We start from the raw sequence: 21,675 nt of genomic DNA, 5'->3' as shown, positions 1-21,675 counted from the left end.
TCCGCCGCTGCGCGGCCCCCTGACACCGCCCCCCTCCTCGGTCCCCCAACTTGAGGACGGGGGCGGTTCTCATTCCCCCGCTTCCCTCTCGGTCCCCTTCGCCGTCTCCAGCTGCGCGGTCACCAGGCCGGAGACCATGGAGGCGAACGCGATCGTGATCGCGAGGCCGGCCGTGCCGAGGGTGCCGACGAAGAAGGCGGCGGTCGCGCCGCCGACGACGACGGCCCAGAGGGCGAGCACCAGCTTGCCGGTACGGCCGAGGAACAGCTGCCGGCGCGGGGTGGCCGGGCGGGCCTCCAGGGCGCCGGCCGGGCCCGCCGTCGCCGCGCGGGGCCGCTTGAAGTAGCCGTACACCAGCCACTCGCCGCACGGCTCCCAGCCCTCGGGTTCGAGCTCGGCCAGGACCTTCGGGCGGCGGCCGGTGAGTATCTCCCGGCGGTACTCCCAGCGCAGCGGCGCCGTCGTCGAGCGGCGGCAGACGAACCGGCCGATCGAGTCGAGCGACTCGACCTCCCAGCCCTGGTCGCCGTGGACGGCGAGCATCCGGCGGTCGTTGAAGAGGTCCGCGGTCCAGGTCCAGGACTCGGCCCGCTCGTCCGGCTCGCCCGGCGCGGGCGCGAGTCCGCCGAGCCGCGCCGCGAAGGCGGCGGCCGCGCCGAACTCCCGCACCGGGTCCGTGCCCGTCTCGGCGAGGTGCGCCCGCAGGTCCTCGGTGGTCGCGGCGATCTGCTCGTCCGGCACCCCGGCGGCGCGCAGCGCGTCGGAGAGCTCGGTGAAGTAGGCGTCGACGGTGGTCATGGTGTGGTTCCCCCTGGGCTGAGCAACGTCCGTACGGTGTCGTGGAAGCGCAGCCAGTCACGGCTCTCGGCGGCGAGGTGGTCACGCCCGCGCGCGGTGAGCCGGTAGTAGCGGCGCCCCGGTCCGCGCTCGGCGGCGCGGAACTCGGCCTCCACCAGGCCGGCCTGCTCCAGGCGGTTCAGGACGGGATAGAGCGTCCCGCCCTTGATCTCGCCGAGTCCCGCCTCGGCGAGCGCCTTGGCGATCTCGTACCCGTAGCTCTCGCCGTCGGTCAGGCGGGAGAGGACGAGCAGGTCGAGGACTCCCTTGAGCAGGCTGGATCTGCGGTCTGAGGCCATGACGTCATTTCAGCACTACCTAGGTAGGAACGCAATCTAGATAGCTACGCGGCGACCAGCATCTTCCCGAGGTTCTCGCCGGACAGCATCCCGAGGAACGCGTCCACGATCCGATCGAAGCCGTCGGCCACCGTCACGTCGAGCGGCAGTGCCCCGCTCCGCAGGTGCGGCACCACGAGGTCGTACAACTCCTCCTGCGCGTCCATGTGGTCGCGGACGAGGAAGCCTTCGAGCCGGATGCTCCTGCCGACCAGGTCGAAGAGGTTGCGCGGGGCCGGCGGGGGAGCGGAGAGGGAGTGGTACTGGGCGACGGCGCCGACCCAGGCGATCCGGCCGTGCTCGCGCAGCGAGGCGATCGACGCCTCCAGGTGGTCCCCGCCCACCCCGTCGAGGACCGCGTCGACCCCCTCGGGGGCGGCCTTCGCGAGCAGCTCCGCCACCGGGCCCTCGTGGTAGTCGAAGGCCGCGTCGAAGCCGACCTCCTCCGTCAGGTACGCGACCTTGCGCGCCGAACCCGCGCTGCCGACGAGCCGCCCGGCCCCGAGCAGCCGCGCGATCCGGCCCGCCGCCGTGCCCACGCCGCCGGCCGCCGCCGAGACGAACAGGTCCTCGCCCGGCTGGAGCCGCGCGATCCGGGTCAGGCCGACGTAGGCCGACAGGCCCGTACCGCCGAGGAGGCTGAGGTGGGCGGCGAGCGGGACGCCGGGGCCGAGGTCGGGGACCGGGCGGACCTCGCGCCGGGAGACCAGGGAGTGGGTGCGCCAGCCCTTGCGGTGCATGACGAGGTCGCCGGGCTTCAGCGAGAGGTCGCGGGAGTCGAGCACGCGGCCGAGGGTGCGGCCCTCCATCGGGGCGTTCAGGGTCCACAGCTGGTCGTCGTCCATCGCCTCGCGGTGGTACGGGTCCACGGACCAGAGGAGGTTCTCGACGAGGGCGGTCCCCGGGGCGGGGGCGGGGACCGGGGCCTCCACGAAGGCGAAGTGCCCGCGCGAGGGGAAGCCGTGGGGGCGGGCGGTCTGCTGGACGGTGATCATGGTCTCGTTCGTCATGCCGCAGACCGTAGGAAGGAATCCGGCGGCCGGGCAGGGGGTTGCCCTCATGGAACGGACCGATCCATGAGCGCCGCTCATACGTCGAGGTGGGAGGCCCCTCGTGACCGATCTCGCGCCGCATGAACTGCGGGTCCTCGTCGCCGTCGGGCGCGAGCGCGGCTTCTCCGCGGCCGCCGTCGCGCTCGGCATGACCCAGTCGGCCGTGTCCCACTCCGTGCGCGGCAGCGAGCGCAAGCTCGGGGCCGTCCTCTTCGACCGTGGCCGCTCCGGGGCGACCCCGACCGAGGCGGGGGAGCGGGCGCTCGCCCACGCCCGGCGGGTGCTGCGGCTCCTGGAGGTGATGGGCGCGGAGGTGCGGGGAGCGGGGGCGCGGGACGGGGCCGGTGGCGGGTCGGCCGCGGTCTCCGGCCCGCTGCGGATCGCCGCCTTCCGCAGCGCCGCCCTGCACCTGCTGCCCGGCGCGCTCGCGCGGCTGACGGCCCGTCACCCGGGGGTCGTGCCCGAGGTGCGGATCGTCCGGGAGGTGGGACGGGGCACGGCGGGCGAGGTGCTCGACGGGCGCGCCGACATCGGCATCGCGACGGTCGGCGCCGCCTCGCCGGTGCCGCCGGAGCTGGTCGGCGGGGTCCTCAGGGAGGAGGGGTACGCGCTCGTCCACCCGGCGCGGCATCCGGCGCCGCGCTCGCTGCCGCTGGTCGACTGGGCGGAGAACTGCTCCTCGTACACCCGGGACTGGTGGGCGGCCCAGGAGTGGCTGCCGGCGGCGACGGTGGAGGCGGAGGACGACGGAGCGGTGCTCTCGATGGTGAGCAGTGGTTTCGGCATGGCCGTGATGCCCGAGCTGTCCCTGATCGGAGCACCGCCCTCGGTGGAGATCACCGATCTCGGACCGGAGCGCCCGACGCGCTCCGTGGGCTACGTCACCACCCCTGAGCTGGCCGGATCCCTCGTCGTGCGGGCGTTCATCAGGGAGCTGCGGGCCGCCGGACGGTGACGGCGGGCGGCACGCCGGGTGATGCGCCGTCTCAGATAGTAGGAAGTCCGAGTAATTGTGGAGACAGATGCGGCACGCTGCCCTAGCTTTGTAGAAGCCGAACGTCTCGCTTCATCAGCGAATGGCGGTCGAGAGCGCGACGCCCTGTGCAGGCAACCCCTGCGGCGGCGCTCCCCGCCCCTTCCGGCACCTTCGATCACAAGCTGATCTCCGCACGCCCGGATCACCAATTGATCTCAAGGAGTCGATCCCTCATGACCACGCAGACCACCCGCCGCGTCCGCCGCTCCGCCTCCCGCTCCGACGAGGCCCGCCAGAACGCCGCCGCCGCCCTCCAGCGCGCCCTCGACCGCCGCGACAACGGCGGCTCCACCGGTCACTGACCCGTCCGCCGAACCTGGCGCATCGTCCACATGGCGGACGGAACGTGTCAGACGATGGGACGAAGAGTAGGGTGCCGACATGTCTCACAGCATCAATCTCGCAGTCATTCCCGGCGACGGCATCGGCCAGGAGGTCGTGGCCGAAGGCCTCAAGATCCTCGCGGCCGTCCTTCCCCAGGACGTGAAGCTGGAGACCGAGGAGTACGACTTCGGCGCCAAGCGCTACCACGCCACCGGTGAGACCCTCACCGACGCCGACCTCGCCTCCCTCAAGAAGCACGACGCCATCCTGCTCGGCGCCATCGGCGACCCGTCGGTGCCCTCCGGCGTCCTGGAGCGCGGCTTCCTCCTGAAGCTCCGCTTCGCCTTCGACCACCACGTGAACCTGCGTCCGTCGAAGCTGCTCCCCGGCGTCGCCACCCCGCTCGCCGGGCAGCCCGCGATCGACTTCGTCGTGGTCCGCGAGGGCACCGAGGGCCCGTACACCGGCAACGGCGGCACCATCCGCAAGGGCACCCCGCACGAGGTCGCCACCGAGGTCTCGGTCAACACCGCCTTCGGTGTCGAGCGGGTCGTCCGGGACGCCTTCGCCCGCGCCCAGGCCCGTCCGCGCAAGAAGCTGACGCTGGTCCACAAGAACAACGTGCTGACCTTCGCCGGCCACCTCTGGACCGACATCTTCAACCGTGTCGCCCAGGAGTTCCCCGAGGTCACCACCGACTACCTGCACGTCGACGCCGCGACGATCTTCCTCGTCACCGACCCGGCCCGCTTCGACGTCATCGTCACCGACAACCTCTTCGGCGACATCATCACCGACCTCGCCGCGGCCGTCTCCGGCGGCATCGGCGTCGCCGCCTCGGGCAACATCAACCCGAGCGGCGAGTTCCCGTCCATGTTCGAGCCGGTCCACGGCTCCGCGCCGGACATCGCGGGCCAGGGCAAGGCCGACCCCACGGCCACCGTCCTCTCCGTCGCCCTCCTCCTGCGTCACCTCGGGTACGAGGCCGAGGCCGCCCGGGTCGAGGAGGCCGTCGCGGCCGACCTCACCGAGCGCGGCACCGCCGCCCGTACGACGGCCGAGATCGGCGACGCGCTCGCCGCGCGAGTAGCGAGCTGACCCGGGCCGTCTGACAGAGCACTGACAGCGCAGCCGCCGGGTCGCATCGGGACCCGGCGGCTGTACCTGTGCGGTCGCCGGGTGCCACCATCGAAACCTGGACCGCCTTCACCCGTTTCATCCACCGGTCCCCACGAGCGATAATCGGACGTGGGGCCGCGGCATGCGCGCATGCCCGTACGTCCACACGGTCGGGGACACCAGTCACCGGCCGAGGCGTGAACGCGGTCCGTCATACACATACGGTGAAGGACACGCACTCATGACGACGCCCACGATCGAGCTCAAGCCCTCCTCCAGCCCGCTGTCCGACACGGAGCGCGAGGCGATCCTGGCCAGCCCGGGATTCGGCCGCCACTTCACCGACCACATGGTGACCATCCGGTGGACCGAGGGCCGCGGCTGGCACGACGCCCAGCTCGTGCCGTACGGCCCGCTCTCCCTCGACCCCGCGACGAACGTCCTGCACTACGCGCAGGAGATCTTCGAGGGCCTGAAGGCCTACCGCCGCCCCGACGGCTCGGTCGCCAGCTTCCGCCCGGACGCCAACGCGCGCCGCTTCCAGCGCTCCGCCCACCGCCTCGGCATGCCCGAGCTGCCCGTCGAGACCTTCGTCGAGGCCTGTGACGCGCTGGTCCGCCAGGACGAGGCCTGGGTGCCCGAGCACGGCGGCGAGGCCTCGCTCTACCTGCGCCCGTTCATGATCGCGACCGAGGTCGGCCTGGGCGTCCGCCCGGCCAACGAGTACCTCTTCGTCGTCATCGCCTCCCCGGCCGGCCCCTACTTCCCCGGCGGCGTGAAGCCCGTCTCCATCTGGGCCTCCGAGGACCGCGTCCGCGCCGTCCCGGGCGGCATGGGCGACGCCAAGACGGGCGGCAACTACGCCGCCTCGCTGCTCGCGCAGGCCGAGGCGGCGGAGAAGGGCTGCGACCAGGTCTGCTACCTCGACGCGGTCGAGCACAAGTGGGTCGAGGAACTGGGCGGCATGAACCTGTACTTCGTGTACGGCAACAGGATCGTCACCCCGAAGCTCACCGGCTCCATCCTGGAGGGCATCACCCGCGACTCGCTCCTCCAGGTCGCCCGCGACCTCGGCTACGAGGCCGAGGAGGCCCGCGTCTCGCTCGACCAGTGGCAGGCCGACACCGAGAACGGCACCCTCCACGAGGTCTTCGCCTGCGGCACCGCCGCCGTCATCACCCCGGTCGGCACGGTCAAGTCCGCCCGGGGCGAGTGGCGGCAGTCGGGCGGGGAGCCCGGCGAGGTCACGATGAAGCTCCGCGAGAAGCTGCTGGCGATCCAGACCGGCAAGGCCGAGGACGTCCACGGCTGGATGCACCAGCTCGGCAAGTAGCCGTCCGGCCGAGTCGAGCGGCTACTTGCTCGTCACGAGGGCTTCCGGGGCCGGTTCGGCCGCCCCGGGGGCCCTCTTCGGCGTCAGTACGGCGTACAGCGCGCCGCCCACCACGCCCGAGAGCACGAAGCTGCAGTCGATCCCGCCCGTCAGGGCGAGCAGCGGCCCCTCGTAGAGCGGCGTCGACACCGCGGCCAGGCCGACCGCCGCGCCGATCGCCCACGAGGCGGTGGCGCGCGGGTGCCAGCCGCCCGAGAACCAGTAGATCCCGCCGCGCGACCGGCGGTTGTGGACCTGGAGCGCCTCGGCGTCGTACAGGCCGCCGCACCGCGCGTGCCCGATCAGGGTGATGACCGCCCACGGGGTGCCGATCGCGGTGAGCAGCAGGACGAAGGAGGTCATCGCCGACTGGGCGTCCGAGGCGAAGTGGCCGAGGAAGACGAAGCCCGTGGCGACGGCCGCGACCACGAGCGTGGCGTGCGCGCGGGTGGCGCGGGGCAGGATCGCGTCGAGGTCGAGGCCCATCGAGTACAGCATCAGGCCCGCGTTGCCGACGGTTCCGGCGGTGGCTGCGAGGAGCAGCGGTACGAGGTACCAGCCGGGGGAGGCCTCGACGAGCGGTCCCGCGTAGTCGAGGGCCCCGCGCGCGGCGAGCGCCGTGTAGGTGCCGAAGAGCTGCGGGATCAGCAGGCCGACGAGGAGGCCCAGACAGGTGGCTCCCCAGACCTTCCTCGCGCTGTGGCGCTCGGGGGAGACGTACCGGGTGTAGTCGCCGAGCAGGGTGATGAAGGCGACCGGTCCGCTGAGGCCCGCGGCCACGGCGGAGAGCAGCCAGGTCGGCCAGAACGAGCCGAGCAGGTACGGGGTGTCGGCGACCGGGGCCGCCGAGAAGTCGCCGGCGTACGCGACGAGGCCGAGCGCGAGGAGCACGGTCATGCCGATCGCGAGGCCCTTGCTGAGCCGGAGCAGCAGCCCGTACCCGTACACCGCGGCGACGACCGTGCAGGCGGCGAGCAGCGCGTAGACGGCGGCGTGCGAGGCGCCGCCGGTGGGCAGGCCGATCAGGCGGTCGAGCGTGCCGACCATGACGTCCCCGCCGATCCACAGCGTCAGCGCCGTGTAGCCGAGGGAGAGCAGCAGGCCGACCACGGAGCCGACGAGCCGGCCGCGGACGCCGAAGAAGGCGCCGGAGGAGGTGGAGAGGTTGGTGGCGGTACGGAGCGACACGAGGGCGAGCGGGGCGGTGACGGCGACCCCGACGACGGTTCCGGCGACGACGGAGGTCGCCGACCCCCACAGCCCGAGGCCGAAGGAGACCGGCAGCCAGCCGAAGACGATCACCCCCAGGCAGAGGTTGGAACCGAGCAGGATCGCGATCAGGTCGCGGGGGCCGCTGGTGCGCTCGGCCTCGGGGATGGTGTCGACTCCGCGCTGTTCTCTCGGCATGGGTACTCCTTGGCGGGGGAGGAAGCAGGGGGAGATTTAGAGTGACGCTCAATGTGACTTACCGCCGGTCTCCGAGTCAATGTTTGGCATCGGGCTTTCCAGCATTTAGAGTGACGCTCAAAGGAGCGGGGGAGGGCCGGCGAGACCGTACGCCGGGCCTCCCCCGCCTTCCGCCAAGACCGAGGACCTCATCGATGACCGCGTACCGCATGCCCGCCGAGTGGATGCCGCACGAGCGCACCTGGATGGCCTGGCCCAGCCCCAACCCGACCTTCACCAACGAGGCCGAGCTCGCCGAGGCCCGCGAGGCCTGGGGTTCCGTGGCCCGCGCGGTCAGCCGCTTCGAGCCGGTGACCGTGGTCGTCGCCCCCGGCGACGCCGAGTCGGCCGCCGAGCTCCTCGGCCCCGGGATCGAGCTCGTCGAGCGGGACCTCGACGACGCCTGGATGCGGGACATCGGCCCGACCTTCGTCACCGACGGCACCGGACTGGCGGCCGTGGACTGGGTGTTCAACGGATGGGGCGCCCAGGACTGGGCCCGCTGGGAGCACGACTCGAAGATCGCCCGCCATGTCGCGGACGCCGCCGGGGTGCCCGTGCTCTCCTCGCCGCTCGTCAACGAGGGCGGCGCGATCCACGTCGACGGTGAGGGAACGGTTCTGCTGACCGACACCGTCCAGCTCGGCCCCGGGCGCAACCCCGAGTGGACCCGCGAGCAGGTCGAGGCCGAGATCCACGCCAAGCTCGGCACCACCAAGGCCATCTGGCTGCCGCACGGCCTCGCCGGCGACTACGGCACCTACGGCACCCAGGGCCACGTCGACATCGTCGCCGCCTTCGCCCGCCCCGGCACCGTCCTCGTCCACAGCCAGCAGGACCCGGCCCACCCCGACTACGAGCGCTCGCGCCTGTACGTGGAGCTCCTGCGCGGCCAGACGGACGCCCAGGGCCGCCCGCTGGAGGTCATCGAGGTCCCGGCGCCCACCGTCCTCAAGGACGAGGAGGGCGACTGGGTCGACTACTCCTACATCAACCACTACCTCTGCAACGACGGCGTGGTCCTCTGCGCCTTCGACGACCCGCACGACGAGCTGGCCGCCGAGATCTTCCGCCGCCTCTTCCCCGAGCGCGAGGTCGTCCTCGTCGACGCGCGGACGATCTTCGCGGGCGGCGGCGGCATCCACTGCATCACGCAGCAGCAGCCGCGCGTGTGACCGGCGCGACCGGGGCCCCGTCGTGCGGCGGGGCCCCGGCCGCCGTGCCCGGAGCGGGCCGTGGCGAGGCGCCGCGCGTGAAGTCCCCTCGCGCAACGTCCTGTAGAACGTACGAGTGAGTCAGAGCAGCAACCCGAGCCCCGCCCACCCCCGCCGCCGCAACCAGGCCGCCCCGCCCCGCGAGGACGTCCTCGCCGCGGCCATGGAGACCATCGCCGACCGCGGGCTCGACGGCCTCACCATGGCCGGGCTCGGCCGGCAGGTCGGCATGAGCAGCGGCCACCTCCTCTACTACTTCCGCACCAAGGACGAGCTGCTGCTGCAGACCCTGGAGTGGAGCGAGGGGCGGCTCGGCGCCGAGCGGAGCGCGCTGCTCTCCCGCCCCGGAACGGCGCGCGAGCGGCTCGACGGATACGTCGAGGTGTACGTGCCCGAGGGCCCGCGCGACCCGCACTGGACGCTCTGGCTGGAGGTGTGGAACCGCTCGCAGACCGCCGACGACGACGCCCGCGCCCGCCAGGCGGCCATCGAGATGGCCTGGCACCGGGACCTCGTCGCGATCCTCGCCGAGGGCGTCTCGCGCGGGGAGTTCCGGCCGGTCGACCCGGACCGGTTCGCCACCCGCACCCGGGCCCTGCTCGACGGCTTCAGCGTGCACGTGGCCGTGGGGATCCCCGGCACGGGCCGCGAGCAGGTCCTCGACCACGTACGCGAGTTCGTGGAGCAGGAACTGCTGCCCGTATCGTGAGACCGGTCGTCGCCCGCGGCCGTCCGTGTGTCAGACTTCCGGCGTGCTTGCTACCACGATGATTATCGGCAGCAGCGCGCCGGTCCGCAGTGGCCACTGACCCGCGGCACAACCCCCGCGGCGGTGGACACCGTGCCCCAGACCCGCGCGCAGACCTCTCGCACCCGCGAGGGGTTTTTTCGTTTTCCGGCCCCACCCGTGCCGGAGGCGGACCGCGCGTGAGAATGGGGGCAAGTGGATCCAGACCTTCCGGAGCCACATCCGACAGGAGCCATCACAGCCATGACCACGGAGAGCGGCGAAAGCCCGCGTCTCGACGACAGCTTCCACGTCTTCGACACCACCCTGCGCGACGGGGCGCAGCGTGAGGGGATCAACCTCACCGTCGCCGACAAGCTGACCATCGCGCGCCACCTCGACGAGTTCGGCGTCGGCTTCATCGAGGGCGGATGGCCCGGCGCCAACCCGCGTGACACCGAGTTCTTCGCCCGCGCCCGCGAGGAGATCACGTTCAGGAACGCGAAGCTCGTCGCCTTCGGCGCGACCCGCAGGGCCGGCGGCAAGGCCTCCGAGGACCCGCAGGTCAAGGCGCTGCTCGACGCGGGCACGGAGGTCGTCTGCCTCGTCGCCAAGTCCCACGACAAGCACGTCGAGCTCGCGCTGCGCACGACGCTCGACGAGAACCTGGAGATGGTCCGCGACACCGTCGCCTACCTGACCTCCCAGGGCCGCCGCGTCTTCGTCGACTGCGAGCACTTCTTCGACGGCTACAAGGGCAACCCGGCCTACGCCAAGGCCGTGGTCAGCGCCGCCCACGAGGCCGGCGCCGACGTCGTCGTCCTCTGCGACACCAACGGCGGCATGCTCCCCGCCCAGATCCAGGCCGTCGTCTCCACCGTCATCGCCGACACCGGCGCCCGGCTCGGCATCCACGCCCAGGACGACACCGGCTGCGCCGTCGCCAACACCCTCGCCGCCGTCGACGCGGGCGCCACCCACGTCCAGGGCACCGCCAACGGCTACGGCGAGCGGGTCGGCAACGCCAACATCTTCCCCGTCGTGGCGGCCCTGGAGCTCAAGTACGGCAAGAAGGTCCTCCCCGAGGGCGCCCTCGCCGAGATGACCCGCATCTCCCACGCCATCGCCGAGGTCGTCAACCTGACCCCGTCGACCCACCAGCCGTACGTCGGCGTCTCGGCCTTCGCGCACAAGGCCGGGCTGCACGCCTCCGCCATCAAGGTCGACCCCGACCTCTACCAGCACATCGACCCCCAGCTCGTCGGCAACACCATGCGGATGCTCGTCTCCGACATGGCCGGCCGCGCCTCCATCGAGCTCAAGGGCAAGGAGCTCGGCGTCGACCTGGGCGGCGACCGCGCGCTCGTCGGCCGCGTCGTCGAGCGGGTGAAGGAGCGCGAGCTCAAGGGCTACACGTACGAGGCCGCCGACGCCTCCTTCGAGCTGCTGCTCCGCGAGGAGGTCGAGGGCCGGGCCCGCCGGTACTTCCGTACGGAGTCCTGGCGCGCGATCGTCGAGGACCGCCCCGACGGCACCCACGCCAACGAGGCCACCGTGAAGCTCTGGGCCAAGGGCGAGCGGATCGTCGCGACCGCCGAGGGCAACGGCCCGGTCAACGCCCTCGACCTCGCGATGCGGGTGGCCCTGGAGCGGATCTACCCGCAGCTCGCCAAGTTCGAGCTGGTCGACTACAAGGTCCGCATCCTGGAGGGCCGCCACGGCACCGAGTCCACGACCCGGGTCCTGATCACCACCAGCGACGGCAACGCCGAGTGGTCGACGGTCGGCGTCGCCGAGAACGTCATCGCCGCCTCCTGGCAGGCCCTGGAGGACGCCTTCACGTACGGGCTGCTGCGGGTCGGGGTCGACCCCGCCGAGTAGCCGAGGACAGTGCCGAGCAGCCGAGGGCGGTCCCCTACGTTCCGATGTGCACCTATGTTCTGATGTGCACCTTTTCGGGTAGCGTCAGACCATGAGGACCAGGGCGCTCTCCGTATGGTCGGCCCTCGCCGGCCTGGCACTGATGCTGCTCCTGGCCCTGGCCCCCGCCGTGGGTGCCAGGGCCGGCGGAGTGCCCGACGCGGCCGCCGCCCTCAAGCAGGGGCCGGTGTACGTGGCCCCCGGCGCCGCCGACCAGCTGTCGAGCTCCGACGCGGCCGCCCTCGCCCAGAAGATCAAGGACGCGGACAAGCCGCTCTTCATCGCCGTCGTCCCGGCGACCGCCGACTTCCCGACCCGGGGCCTCCTCGCCAACCTGCGCGCCCAGACCGGTGTCGCCGGGCTGTACGCGGCCCGCCAGGGCGACCTCTTCGACGCGGACGCCGACCCCTCCGTGATGTCCCGGTCGGCCGTGGACAACATCGTCACCGCCGTGGACCGGCCCGGCGCCGACGCGGCCACCGAGCTCAACGCCCTCGTCGACCAGGCGCTCCCCGCCATGCGCGGCTCCGCCCCCGACTCATGGGGCGCGGTCGGCGAGGGCTCGGGAGTCCCCGTCGCCGGGCTCGTCACCGTCGGCGCGGTCGTCGTCGCGGGAGGCGCCGGACTCCTCGCCGTCTCCCGGCGCAAGCGCCTCCGCAAGGAGGCCGAGGAGCGGGCGGCACTCGACCGGCTCCGGGTCGTCGTCGACGAGGACATCACCGCCTTCGGCGAGGAGCTCGAACGGCTCGACTTCCACCCCGCCGAACCCGGCGCCGACGACGCCATGCGCGCCGACTACGAGCGAGCCCTCGACTCCTACGACCGGGCCAAGTCCCTCATGGGCTCCGCGCGCCACCCGCACGACGTCCGCCCGGTCACCCAGTCCCTGGAGGACGGCCGCCACTCCCTCGCCGTCCTCGCCGCCCGCCGCACCGGCGAACCGCTGCCCGAGCGCCGCGCCCCCTGCTTCTTCGACCCGCGCCACGGCCCCTCCGTCGACGACCGCGCCTGGACCCCCTCCGGCGGCGCGGGCACCAGCCGCCAGGTTCCGGTCTGCGCCGCCGACGCGGCCCGCATCGACGACGGCCTCGAACCCCTCTCCCGTACGGTCGACACCGACGCCGGCCGCCGCCCCTACTGGGAGGCGGGCCCCGCGTACGGACCCTGGGCCGGCGGCTACTTCGGCGGCGGGATCCTCCCCGGCCTCCTCATGGGCACCGTCCTCGGCGGCATGCTCTCCACCCCCGCGTACGCCTCCGAGTACGGCGGCGGGGACTTTGGCGGAGGCGACTTCGCGGGCGGCGACCCCGGCGGGGACTTCGGCTCGGGAGGCGACTTCGGCTCGGGCGGCGGATTCGGCGACTCCGGCGGCTTCGGGGGCGGCGACTTCGGCGGAGGCGGCGGTTTCGACGGCGGCGGAGGCTTCTGACACCCGGACCCGGGAGAACCGGGGAGAAGATCCGCGACTCCACGGCAACCCCCCTCAGGGCAAAGCCTTCACGGACATCAGCAGATGCCGGTGGCTCGGCTCGGGGGCGTCGGTGAGCAGCGCCCGCTGGCCGGGTCCGAGGAGGTGGAAACGGACCTCGGGGGCACCGGCCAGGGAGCCCAGCGCGTCCAGGAGATAGGCCGGGTTGAAGGCGACGGTCGTCGACTCCGCCCCCGTCAGCGTGGCCGGGAGGCGCTGAGAGGCGACGTCGTCCTCGTACCCCGCCTGGAGGTGCACCCCTGTGGGGGTGAAGGTCAGCTGGACCGGACTGTCGCCCTCCGTCACCACCGCGACCCGCTTCACGGCCTCGGCCAGCGGTGCCCGCTCGGTGATCGCGAGCGCGTGGTCGCCGAGGGCGAAGAGCTTGTCGTGGCGGGGGAGCCGCCCGTCGATCAGCCGTGTCGTGGTCCGCAGGCCGTCCCGCTCGAAGCCGATCGACCCGGAGTCCAGGGCGAGCCGGGCCGCCCCGGCGCCCGCGAGGGAGCGCGCGATCTCGGTGAGCCGCCGGGCCGGCACGACCACGTCGGCGGCCGGCCGGGACGCCCCGTCGTCCGGTGCCCACTCCAGCGTCCGGACCGCGTAGCGGTAGCGGTCGGTCGCCGCGAGCGTCATCGTCGCCCCGTCCAGCGCCAGCCGTATCCCGGTCAGCACCGGCAGCGCGTCGTCCCGTCCCGCCGCCACGGCCACCTGCGCCACCGCCGCCGCGAAGGCGTCCCCGTCCACCCGGCCCCGCACCTCCGGCAGCGCGGGCGGCGCCGGATAGTCGTCGAGCGGCAGCAGGGAGAGCCCGAAACGCGCGTCCCCCGAGGCCACCGCGAGACGGCTGCCCTCCACGGCCAGCTCCACCTCCGCGCGCGGCAGCACCTTGCAGATGTCGAGCAGCCGCCGACCGAGCACCAGGACCCGCCCCGGCGCCGAGACGTCGGCCGCCACCTCGACCTGTGCGGAGGCCTCGTGGTCGAGCCCGGAGACCCGCAGCCCACTGCCGGTCGCCTCCAGGAGCAGACCACCGAGCACGGGCATGGGGGAGCGGGCCGGGAGCACGCGCGCGGCCCAGGCGACGGCGTCGGTCAACGCACTGCTGTCGATGCGGATTTCCATGCCGCCGACGCTAGCGACCGCCACTGACAACGCCGTTGGCCGTCGCCCCCGACCGTCGCCCCGGCCGACGCCGAGCGCCCGCCTTCCGCTGCTGCGGAGGGCGGGCGCGCTCGTGGTGCCGGTGTGCGGGGCAGGCTCAGGCGGCGTTCTTGATGGCCGAGATGTCGAAGTTCAGCTTGACCTTGTCGCTGACCATGACGCCACCGGTCTCCAGGGCCGCGTTCCAGGTCAGGCCCCACGCGGAGCGCAGGATCTCGGTCGAGCCCTCGAAGCCGACGCGCTCGTTGCCGTAGACGTCCGTGGCGGAGCCGTTGAACTCCAGGTCGATGGAGAGCGGCTTCGTGACGTCCTTGATGGTCAGGTCGCCGGTGATGCGGTACTTGTCGCCGCCCAGCTGCTCGGCGCGGGTGGAGCGGAAGCTCATCAGCGGGAACTGCTCGGCGTCGAAGAAGTCGCCGCTGCGCAGGTGGTTGTCGCGGTCGCCGATGCCCGTGTCGACGGAGGCGATCCTGACGTCGATCGAGGCGGTGGAGGCGCCCGGGTTCGAGCCGTCCAGCTTCAGCGTGCCCTCGTGCTCGCCGAAGGTGCCGCGCACGTTGGTGACCATGGCGTGACGGACGGTGAAGCCGATGCTGCTGTGCGAGGGGTCGATGGTGTAGTCGCCGGTCAGGGCGGCCAGGGCGGGGTCGACCGGGAGGGTGGCGACGGCGACGGCGGACTCGGTGGTGTTCTTGCGGCTGAAGAGACCCATGACGAACAGCTCCTCGATCAGGACGTGGGGAGGGAGGGGGTGAAGGAGTTGTTTAACCTTCAACGAGAATGACTGTAGCGCGATTCAGTTCAACTTTCAACCTTCTGGTTCAGGGGGAGGTGAGGGGTGGCGCGGGAACAGGTCGAGGGGAATCGGTACGCCCTCTTCCGGACGCGCGTAGACCTGGTGCACCATCTCCCTGCGCGACGAGCACCACCTGCACCGCAGCCGTCCCACCCACACGGTCATCAGCAGGAGGAACCCCCGTGAAGCTCCGCTCCGTCCTCACCGCACTCGCCCTCGTCCTCGGCGCCCTCTTCGCCCCGGGCTTCGGCGCCCTCACCGCCGCCACCGACGCCCACGCCGTCACCAAGATCAGCCACGCCACCGCGACCTCGATGTTCCGCAGCTCGGGCATCACCTGGTCGTCCTCCGGCGGCTGCTCCGACCGCTACAACTCCACGTGCACGTCCTTCGAGCAGCTCAACCTCGCCACCGCCCAGGGCGCCCAGACCCTCAGGAGCGCCAGCGGCTGCGCCCTCAACATCACCGGCGGCACCGAGACCGGGCACGCGAGCGGCACGTACTCGCACTGGAACGGCTACAAGCTCGACTTCAGCAAGTACACCTGCCTCGGCAGCTACATCAAGAACACCTTCACCTACATCGGCCTGCGCGGCGACGGAGCCCCGCAGTGGCGGTCCGGCGCGGGCAACGTCTACGCCGACGAGGGCAACCACTGGGACGTGACCTTCTACAACTGCGGTGGCTGCTGAGCCACTTCACGCCGCTTGGACTAATCGGAAGGGGTTCTTGGACTGGCGGGCCCCCCGGCGCGCGATCTCGTTGACGGTACGGGCGGGGCGCGGCTGACTGGTCCGCATGTCCTTCCCCCTCCGCACATCCAGGCTCCGCACGGCCTGCGCCCTCGCGGCCGTCGCGGCGACCGCCCTCGCCCTCGCGGGCCCCGTCCAGGCGGCGGGCCCGCGAGCCGACGGAGCGGCCGCCGCACCGGCCGCGAGCGCGGCCGCCGCCATCGCCTCCGCCGAGCTCACCGTCGCCGTCGCCGAGGACTTCCCCCGCGTCCTCTCGTACACGGACAACGTCAGCGGCGCCCGTCTCCTCGGGAGTACGGCCCCGGTGACGCAGGTCGTGCTCAACGGCACCGCCTACGCCGTCGAGGCCGAGGCCGCTCCCGTCCTGACCGCGACCACCGCCACGTACACCCTGGCCTTCCCCGCCCTGCCCGGCGTCGAGATCGACGCGAGCCTCGCCGTCACCGGCCGGACCACCACCTTCCGGGTCACCGCCGTCCGCGACACCGAGGCCTTCCGCGTCGGCACCCTCGACATCCCCGGCCACGACCTCGTCTCCGTCGGCTCCTCCGACGCCGGAGCCGCCACCGCCTTCACCCGCCTCGACCCCGACTCCACCCGCACCGCCGACGTCTTCGCCCAGGTGAGCGCCGCCACCCCCACCGAGGCGGCCCCGGTCGGCGCGAGCTACGCGATCGTCAGCACCGGGCGCCTCGCCGCCGCCGTCGAGTCGAACTCCAGCTACGACAAGCCCTCCGGCGCCTCCGCCCGCGACGGCGCCCGCTTCTGGCACCAGGCGAGGGCCACCGGCACCGAGACCCGCGTCGGCGTCTGGTCCGGCCAGTGGACCTACCGGGGCGCCGGCGCCCCCGCGCCCGAGAGCGGCGAGAACCTCCCCTGGGCCAAGGTCGTCGTGACCCCCGACGCCAACGCCGACGGCGCCACCGACTGGCAGGACGGCGCCATCGCCTTCCGCAGGATCGGGATCAAGGCCCCCGGCAGCGAAGGGACCCCCGACCGGGTCGTCGCCCACATCCCCTTCAACTTCGCCTCGAACGCCACCCACCCGTTCCTGCGCACCCTCGACGACGTCAAGCGGATCTCGCTCTCCACCGACGGGCTCGGCCAGTTCGCCCTGCTCAAGGGGTACGGCTCCGAGGGCCACGACTCCGCCCACCCCGACTACGGCGGCAACTACAACAAGCGGGCCGGCGGCCTCGCCGACCTCAACACCCTCCTGCGGGAGGGGAAGAAGTGGGGCGCGGACTTCGGCGTCCACGTCAACGCCACCGAGTCGTACGCCGAGGCGAAGAACTTCAGCGAGACCCTCGTCGACAGGACCAGGCCCGGCTGGGACTGGCTGGGCCAGAGCTACTACATCGACCAGCGCAGGGACGTGAACAGCGGCGACCTCGCCCGCCGCTTCCAGCAGCTCCGCGACGAGACCGACCCCGGCCTCTCCACGCTCTACGTCGACGTCTACTACACGCACGGCTGGATCGCCGACAAGACGATCCAGGCGGTCCAGGCGCAGGGCTGGAACGTCGCCACCGAGTGGTCCGAGAAGTTCGAGCGCGCCTCGCTCTGGTCCCACTGGGCCAACGACCTCGACTACGGCGGCGCCACCAACAAGGGCCTCAACTCGAAGATCATCCGCTTCGTCCGCAACGGCGAGAAGGACGTGTGGAACAACCACCCGGTCCTCGGCCAGACCGCCCTCGTCGACTTCGAGGGCTGGACCGGCGAGAACGACTGGACCGCCTTCTCCGCCAACATCTGGCAGCGCAACCTGCCCGCCAAGTACCTCCAGCAGCAGGAGATCACCCGCTGGAACGGTGACGACATCACCTTCACCGGCGGCGTCCGCGGCACCGTCGAGAACGGCCGCCGCACCTTCTACGAGAACGGCCGCAAGGTCCTCGACGGCGACGCCTACCTGCTCCCGTGGGACGACGGCGCGAAGCTCTACCACTACAACAAGAGCGGCGGGAGGACGAGTTGGGCCGTCCCCGCCGGGAGCGGCACCTTCACCGTGTACAAGCTCACCGACAACGGCCGCGTCCGCGTGGGCACCGCCAGGCCCGTGAACGGCCGGGTCACCCTCGACGCCGTAGCCGGACAGCCGTACGTGCTCCACGCCACCGCGCCGGCCGCCGTCGACCCCCGGTGGGGCCAGGGCACCCCGGTCAAGGACCCCGGCTTCAACGACGCGAAGCTCACCGCCTGGACCAAGGCCGGCGCCGTCGCCCGCGACACCGACGACCGCGGCCGCAACAGCGCCCGGCTCACCGGCTCCGCCGCCGCCTCCGTACGCCAGCAGGTCACCGGCCTGACCCCGGGCGCCCGCTACACCGCCTCCGCGCTCGTCGAGGTCGAACCCGGCAAGGCGCGCCCGACCACGCTCTCCGCCGGCGGCCGGTCCGTCACCGTCCACCGGTCGGTCCTGGAGGACCGGGTCGCCGCCTCCGACTGGAGCGGCACCCACTTCCAGCGCGCCAAGGTCACCTTCACCGCCCCCGCCACCGGCGTCACCACGCTGAGGATCGAGGCCGCGGGCGGCTCCACCGCCGCCGTCCGCCTCGACGACGTCCGGATCGTCGCGAACTCCCCCGCGACCCGGCCGGACACGCTCGTGTACGAGGACTTCGAGGCCGTCGACCAGGGCTGGGGCCCCTTCCTCAAGGGCGACGCGGGCGGCACCACCGACCCGCGCACCCACATCGCACAGCTCCACGCCCCCTACACCCAGGCCGGCTGGAACGGGAAGGCGATCGACGACGTCATCGGCGGCGCCGAGACCCTCAAGTCCCACGACGAGAACAGCGGCCTCGTCTACCGCACCGCGCCCTGGACCGTCCCGATGGCCGACGGCCACCGCTACCGGATCGCGTACGACTACCAGTCCAGCGCGGCCGGCGCCTACGAGTGGGTCACCGGCTACGACCGGACCTCCGGCCGGGGCGACGCCCTGGAGACCCGCCGCACCCCGATCGGCGAGCGGCGGACCACCGGCCACTTCACCGAGACCGTCACCGCCGGCTGCGGCGACACCTGGGTCGGCCTGCGCAAGCGCGACGACGCCCCCGCCGGGGCCGACTTCGTCCTCGACGGCTTCACCGTCACCGACCTCGGCCCGGCCGCCGAGCGCGCCGCCTGCGGCACGCTCTCCGTCACCGCCCCCGAGACCCTGGAGCCCGGCCGCCCCAACGAGGTGACCGCCGCCTTCGGCAACGACGAGGCCGCCACCGTCTCCGGCGCCCGCGCCGAGCTCACCCTCCCCGAGGGCTGGACCGCCGAGCCCGCGGGTCCCGTCACCCTCGACGCGGTCGCGCCCGGCGCCACCGCCACCGCCACCTGGCGGGTCACGCCTCCGGCGGACGCGGCCCACCAGCCGTACACGCTCGGCGCGGGCGTCTCGTACACCGTCGACGGCACCGAGCGGAGGGTGACCGCCGCCCGGACCGTCCGCACCCTGCCCCCGCCGCCGAGCGCCGACAGCTGGGCGAGCGACCTCGACTGGACCTCCGCCACCAACGGCTGGGGCCCCGTCGAGCGCGACCTCTCCAACGGCGAGACCGGCACGGGCGACGGAACCCCGCTGCGCGTCGGGGGAGTGACGTACGCCAAGGGCCTCGGCACCCACGCCGCGTCCACCGTCCGCTACTACCTGGGCGGGAGGTGCGCCTCCTTCACCGCCGAGGTCGGGGTGGACGACGTCCAGACCACCCGCGGTACGGTGCGCTTCTCCGTCCGCGCCGACGGCGCCGAGAAGGCGGCCTCGCCGGTCCTCCGCGCCACCGACGGCGCCTGGGCGCTCACGGCGGACGTCACCGGAGCCTCCTACGTCGACCTGGTGGTCGACGACGGCGGGGACGGCGTCGGCAACGACCACGCGGACTGGGGCGGCGCCCGCTTCCACTGCGGGGGCTGAGCCCGGGCGCGTACAGGGGGAGCGGGCCCCCACCCCCTGGAAGCCCCCTCCTCCGGCACAGGTCTATGTCAGAACCCTACAAACACCAGGGGTTCCGGGCTGTCGACTCGTGCCGGAGGGGTGGGGGTTCTGTCCAGCCCCACCAGGAATCGACACGGGAGACTGTACGGAGTCGACGGCGGAGTTTTCTTGCTCGAGTTCGTAGGGTCGGTACATGACCGTTGTGGACCAGATCCCGAGCGAGCCCGCTGACGCCCGTGGCCGAGTGGCCGAGCTGCACGTCCTGCGCGAGCAGGCCCTCCGTGGCCCCAGCGAGCGCGCCACCGAGGCGCAGCACGCCAAGGGCAAGCTGACCGCTCGCGAGCGCATCGAGCTCCTGCTCGACGCCGGTTCCTTCAACGAGGTCGAGCAGCTCCGCCGCCACCGCGCCCAGGGCTTCGGCCTGGAGGCGAAGAAGCCCTACACCGACGGCGTCATCACCGGCTGGGGCACGGTCGAGGGCCGCACGGTCTTCGTCTACGCGCACGACTTCCGCATCTTCGGCGGCGCCCTGGGCGAGGCCCACGCCACCAAGATCCACAAGATCATGGACATGGCCATCGCGGCCGGTGCCCCGCTGGTCTCCCTGAACGACGGCGCCGGCGCCCGCATCCAGGAGGGCGTCTCCGCCCTCGCCGGCTACGGCGGCATCTTCCAGCGCAACACCCGGGCCTCGGGCGTCATCCCGCAGATCTCCGTGATGCTCGGCCCCTGCGCCGGCGGCGCGGCCTACAGCCCGGCCCTCACGGACTTCGTCTTCATGGTCCGCGAGACCTCGCAGATGTTCATCACCGGCCCGGACGTCGTCAAGGCGGTCACCGGCGAGGAGATCACGCAGAACGGCCTCGGCGGCGCCGACGTGCACGCCGAGACCTCCGGCGTCGCGCACTTCGCGTACGACGACGAGGAGACCTGCATCGCGGAGGTCCGCTACCTCCTGTCGATGCTCCCGCAGAACAACCGCGAGAACCCGCCGACCGTCGCCTCCGAGGACCCGGCGGACCGCCGCTCCGAGGTCCTCTTCGACCTGGTCCCGGCCGACGGCAACCGCCCGTACGACATGCACAAGGTCATCGAGGAGCTCGTCGACGACGGCGACTACCTGGAGATCCACGAGCGCTGGGCCCGCAACATCATCTGCGCCCTGGCCCGCCTCGACGGTCAAGTCGTCGGCATCGTCGCCAACCAGCCGCAGTCGCTCGCCGGCGTCCTCGACATCGAGGCCTCCGAGAAGGCCGCCCGCTTCGTACAGATGTGCGACGCCTTCAACATCCCGATCATCACCCTTCTGGACGTGCCCGGCTTCCTGCCCGGCGTCGACCAGGAGCACGGTGGAATCATCCGCCACGGCGCGAAGCTGCTGTACGCCTACTGCAACGCGACCGTGCCCCGGATCAGCCTGATCCTGCGCAAGGCCTACGGCGGCGCCTACATCGTCATGGACTCCCAGTCCATCGGCGCCGACCTGACGTACGCCTGGCCCACCAACGAAATCGCGGTCATGGGCGCCGAGGGCGCCGCCAACGTGATCTTCCGCAAGCAGATCGCCGAGGCCGAGGACCCCGAGGCCATGCGCGCCCGCATGGTCAAGGAGTACAAGGCCGAGCTGATGCACCCGTACTACGCGGCGGAGCGCGGCCTGGTCGACGACGTCATCGACCCCGCCGACACCCGCCAGGTGCTCATCCGGTCCCTCGCGATGCTCCGCACCAAGCACGCCGACCTGCCGTCCCGCAAGCACGGCAACCCGCCTCAGTAAGAGGAGCCACACACGTGTCCACCCCTGCCAACATCCTTCGCGTCGAGAAGGGTCACGCCGACCCCGAGGAGCTGGCCGCCATCACGGCGGTCCTGCTCGCCCGCGCCGCCTCCCAGCCCGCCGACGAGACCGCCCACGGCCGCTCCACGGCCGGCTGGCGCCGCCTCGAGCGCCAGTCGGGCTTCCGCCCCTCCCACTCCTGGCAGGGCTGACCCCGCCCACCGGCCGTACGCCGAAGGCCCCCGTTCCTTCCGAGGAGCGGGGGCCTTCGCGCGTGTGTACCGGTACCGACGTCCGTCGGGACTACCGCAGGCGGGCCATGAGGGCGTGCTCGACGAGGGTGATGAGCGCGCTCTTGGCGTCCGCGCGGTGGCGGGCGTCGGTGGTGATGATGGGGGTGTCGGG

18 protein-coding genes and 1 pseudogene are annotated in these 21,675 nt (G+C 72.5%); 12 read left to right on the top strand and 7 right to left on the bottom strand.

Features of this window, described 5'->3' with window-relative positions; translation table 11 throughout:
* Nucleotides 1-69: 69 nt before the first annotated feature.
* The 3 genes from AB0G79_RS31915 to AB0G79_RS31905 are packed head-to-tail and all read right to left on the bottom strand — an operon-like array spanning nucleotide 70 to nucleotide 2,185.
* Entirely contained in the window at nucleotides 70-798 is a 729-nt protein-coding gene (locus AB0G79_RS31915; protein ID WP_360812705.1) for a hypothetical protein, read from the bottom strand.
* The gene (locus AB0G79_RS31910) at nucleotides 795-1,136 is read right to left on the bottom strand and encodes a helix-turn-helix transcriptional regulator (RefSeq protein ID WP_360812703.1); all 342 of its coding nucleotides are present in this window, start codon (nucleotides 1,134-1,136) and stop codon (nucleotides 795-797) included. Before AB0G79_RS31910 ends, AB0G79_RS31915 begins: the two co-directional genes overlap by 4 nt.
* A 44-nt stretch (nucleotides 1,137-1,180) precedes the next feature.
* Nucleotides 1,181-2,185 (bottom strand): NADP-dependent oxidoreductase, encoded by a 1,005-nt coding sequence (locus tag AB0G79_RS31905; protein WP_360812701.1) that lies wholly within the window; start codon nucleotides 2,183-2,185, stop codon nucleotides 1,181-1,183.
* A gap of 103 nt (nucleotides 2,186-2,288) precedes the next feature.
* Here AB0G79_RS31905 and AB0G79_RS31900 point away from each other — a divergent pair, with 103 nt between their 5' ends.
* The 4 genes from AB0G79_RS31900 to AB0G79_RS31885 all read left to right on the top strand — a co-directional run bounded on the left by AB0G79_RS31900 (nucleotide 2,289) and on the right by AB0G79_RS31885 (nucleotide 6,039).
* A complete protein-coding gene (locus tag AB0G79_RS31900; protein ID WP_360812699.1) occupies nucleotides 2,289-3,182 on the top strand; it encodes a LysR family transcriptional regulator in 894 nt (297 codons plus the stop codon).
* 254 nt (nucleotides 3,183-3,436) lie between these two features.
* Nucleotides 3,437-3,565, top strand: coding sequence for a hypothetical protein (locus AB0G79_RS31895; RefSeq protein ID WP_360812697.1), 129 nt, complete (start codon nucleotides 3,437-3,439; stop codon nucleotides 3,563-3,565).
* A gap of 79 nt (nucleotides 3,566-3,644) precedes the next feature.
* Entirely contained in the window at nucleotides 3,645-4,685 is a 1,041-nt protein-coding gene (locus tag AB0G79_RS31890; RefSeq protein WP_360812695.1) for a 3-isopropylmalate dehydrogenase, read from the top strand.
* 262 nt (nucleotides 4,686-4,947) lie between these two features.
* Nucleotides 4,948-6,039 carry a branched-chain amino acid aminotransferase gene (locus AB0G79_RS31885; protein WP_360812693.1) on the top strand — a complete coding sequence of 364 codons (1,092 nt, stop codon included), beginning with the start codon at nucleotides 4,948-4,950 and terminating at the stop codon, nucleotides 6,037-6,039.
* Between the two features lie 21 nt (nucleotides 6,040-6,060).
* Here the strand turns inward: AB0G79_RS31885 and AB0G79_RS31880 are convergent, their stop codons facing one another.
* A complete protein-coding gene (locus tag AB0G79_RS31880; protein WP_360812691.1) occupies nucleotides 6,061-7,485 on the bottom strand; it encodes a cytosine permease in 1,425 nt (474 codons plus the stop codon).
* A gap of 194 nt (nucleotides 7,486-7,679) precedes the next feature.
* On the opposite strand from AB0G79_RS31880, the gene AB0G79_RS31875 reads away from it, so the two are divergent.
* The 4 genes from AB0G79_RS31875 to AB0G79_RS31860 all read left to right on the top strand — a co-directional run bounded on the left by AB0G79_RS31875 (nucleotide 7,680) and on the right by AB0G79_RS31860 (nucleotide 12,814).
* Nucleotides 7,680-8,699, top strand: a complete 1,020-nt coding sequence (locus tag AB0G79_RS31875; protein WP_360812689.1) for an agmatine deiminase family protein — start codon at nucleotides 7,680-7,682, stop codon at nucleotides 8,697-8,699.
* 202 nt (nucleotides 8,700-8,901) lie between these two features.
* Nucleotides 8,902-9,447: a TetR/AcrR family transcriptional regulator gene (locus AB0G79_RS31870; protein ID WP_360812747.1), complete on the top strand. Its 546-nt coding sequence runs from the start codon at nucleotides 8,902-8,904 to the stop codon at nucleotides 9,445-9,447.
* 282 nt (nucleotides 9,448-9,729) lie between these two features.
* Nucleotides 9,730-11,346, top strand: coding sequence for a citramalate synthase (gene cimA / locus AB0G79_RS31865; protein ID WP_360812687.1), 1,617 nt, complete (start codon nucleotides 9,730-9,732; stop codon nucleotides 11,344-11,346).
* A gap of 91 nt (nucleotides 11,347-11,437) precedes the next feature.
* The gene (locus tag AB0G79_RS31860; RefSeq protein ID WP_360812685.1) at nucleotides 11,438-12,814 is read left to right on the top strand and encodes a hypothetical protein; all 1,377 of its coding nucleotides are present in this window, start codon (nucleotides 11,438-11,440) and stop codon (nucleotides 12,812-12,814) included.
* 54 nt (nucleotides 12,815-12,868) lie between these two features.
* On the opposite strand, the gene dnaN is transcribed toward AB0G79_RS31860, so the two are convergent.
* Together dnaN and AB0G79_RS31850 are read right to left on the bottom strand one after the other, a co-directional pair.
* Nucleotides 12,869-13,975 carry a DNA polymerase III subunit beta gene (gene dnaN, locus AB0G79_RS31855; RefSeq protein WP_360812683.1) on the bottom strand — a complete coding sequence of 369 codons (1,107 nt, stop codon included), beginning with the start codon at nucleotides 13,973-13,975 and terminating at the stop codon, nucleotides 12,869-12,871.
* A gap of 136 nt (nucleotides 13,976-14,111) precedes the next feature.
* On the bottom strand, nucleotides 14,112-14,726 hold the full coding sequence (locus AB0G79_RS31850) for a YceI family protein (protein ID WP_360812681.1): 615 nt from the start codon (nucleotides 14,724-14,726) through the stop codon (nucleotides 14,112-14,114).
* Nucleotides 14,727-14,992: 266 nt separating this feature from the next.
* Between AB0G79_RS31850 and AB0G79_RS31845 the strand changes: the two genes are divergently transcribed.
* The 4 genes from AB0G79_RS31845 (at nucleotide 14,993) to AB0G79_RS31830 (ending at nucleotide 21,482) form a co-directional block, all read left to right on the top strand.
* Complete coding sequence (locus tag AB0G79_RS31845; RefSeq protein ID WP_360812679.1) at nucleotides 14,993-15,502, top strand: hypothetical protein; 510 nt, start codon at nucleotides 14,993-14,995, stop codon at nucleotides 15,500-15,502.
* A 106-nt stretch (nucleotides 15,503-15,608) separates the two neighbouring features.
* Nucleotides 15,609-19,472 carry an endo-alpha-N-acetylgalactosaminidase family protein gene (locus tag AB0G79_RS31840; protein WP_360812677.1) on the top strand — a complete coding sequence of 1,288 codons (3,864 nt, stop codon included), beginning with the start codon at nucleotides 15,609-15,611 and terminating at the stop codon, nucleotides 19,470-19,472.
* 214 nt (nucleotides 19,473-19,686) lie between these two features.
* The gene (locus AB0G79_RS31835; protein ID WP_360812675.1) at nucleotides 19,687-21,270 is read left to right on the top strand and encodes an acyl-CoA carboxylase subunit beta; all 1,584 of its coding nucleotides are present in this window, start codon (nucleotides 19,687-19,689) and stop codon (nucleotides 21,268-21,270) included.
* Nucleotides 21,271-21,284: 14 nt separating this feature from the next.
* The gene (locus AB0G79_RS31830) at nucleotides 21,285-21,482 is read left to right on the top strand and encodes an acyl-CoA carboxylase subunit epsilon (protein ID WP_360812673.1); all 198 of its coding nucleotides are present in this window, start codon (nucleotides 21,285-21,287) and stop codon (nucleotides 21,480-21,482) included.
* A gap of 91 nt (nucleotides 21,483-21,573) precedes the next feature.
* Here the strand turns inward: AB0G79_RS31830 and AB0G79_RS31825 are convergent.
* Nucleotides 21,574-21,675: pseudogene (locus AB0G79_RS31825) on the bottom strand (ATP-binding protein); the annotation flags it as partial.

Origin of the sequence: Streptomyces sp. NPDC020807 (genome assembly GCF_040641575.1) — a bacterium.
Lineage (GTDB): Bacteria > Actinomycetota > Actinomycetes > Streptomycetales > Streptomycetaceae > Streptomyces.
This window is presented reverse-complemented; position numbering and strand designations above follow the sequence as displayed.

What these genes read in the sequence shown, in the direction of transcription:
- AB0G79_RS31915 (WP_360812705.1), bottom strand. Translation starts at nt 798, where the DNA reads ATGACCACCGTCGACGCCTACTTCACCGAGCTCTCCGACGCGCTGCGC.
- AB0G79_RS31910 (WP_360812703.1), bottom strand. Translation starts at nt 1,136, where the DNA reads ATGGCCTCAGACCGCAGATCCAGCCTGCTCAAGGGAGTCCTCGACCTG.
- AB0G79_RS31905 (WP_360812701.1), bottom strand. Translation starts at nt 2,185, where the DNA reads ATGACGAACGAGACCATGATCACCGTCCAGCAGACCGCCCGCCCCCAC.
- AB0G79_RS31895 (WP_360812697.1), top strand. Translation starts at nt 3,437, where the DNA reads ATGACCACGCAGACCACCCGCCGCGTCCGCCGCTCCGCCTCCCGCTCC.
- AB0G79_RS31890 (WP_360812695.1), top strand. Translation starts at nt 3,645, where the DNA reads ATGTCTCACAGCATCAATCTCGCAGTCATTCCCGGCGACGGCATCGGC.
- AB0G79_RS31885 (WP_360812693.1), top strand. Translation starts at nt 4,948, where the DNA reads ATGACGACGCCCACGATCGAGCTCAAGCCCTCCTCCAGCCCGCTGTCC.
- AB0G79_RS31880 (WP_360812691.1), bottom strand. Translation starts at nt 7,485, where the DNA reads ATGCCGAGAGAACAGCGCGGAGTCGACACCATCCCCGAGGCCGAGCGC.
- AB0G79_RS31875 (WP_360812689.1), top strand. Translation starts at nt 7,680, where the DNA reads ATGACCGCGTACCGCATGCCCGCCGAGTGGATGCCGCACGAGCGCACC.
- AB0G79_RS31870 (WP_360812747.1), top strand. Translation starts at nt 8,902, where the DNA reads ATGGAGACCATCGCCGACCGCGGGCTCGACGGCCTCACCATGGCCGGG.
- cimA (WP_360812687.1), top strand. Translation starts at nt 9,730, where the DNA reads ATGACCACGGAGAGCGGCGAAAGCCCGCGTCTCGACGACAGCTTCCAC.
- AB0G79_RS31860 (WP_360812685.1), top strand. Translation starts at nt 11,438, where the DNA reads ATGAGGACCAGGGCGCTCTCCGTATGGTCGGCCCTCGCCGGCCTGGCA.
- dnaN (WP_360812683.1), bottom strand. Translation starts at nt 13,975, where the DNA reads ATGGAAATCCGCATCGACAGCAGTGCGTTGACCGACGCCGTCGCCTGG.
- AB0G79_RS31850 (WP_360812681.1), bottom strand. Translation starts at nt 14,726, where the DNA reads ATGGGTCTCTTCAGCCGCAAGAACACCACCGAGTCCGCCGTCGCCGTC.
- AB0G79_RS31840 (WP_360812677.1), top strand. Translation starts at nt 15,609, where the DNA reads ATGTCCTTCCCCCTCCGCACATCCAGGCTCCGCACGGCCTGCGCCCTC.
- AB0G79_RS31835 (WP_360812675.1), top strand. Translation starts at nt 19,687, where the DNA reads ATGACCGTTGTGGACCAGATCCCGAGCGAGCCCGCTGACGCCCGTGGC.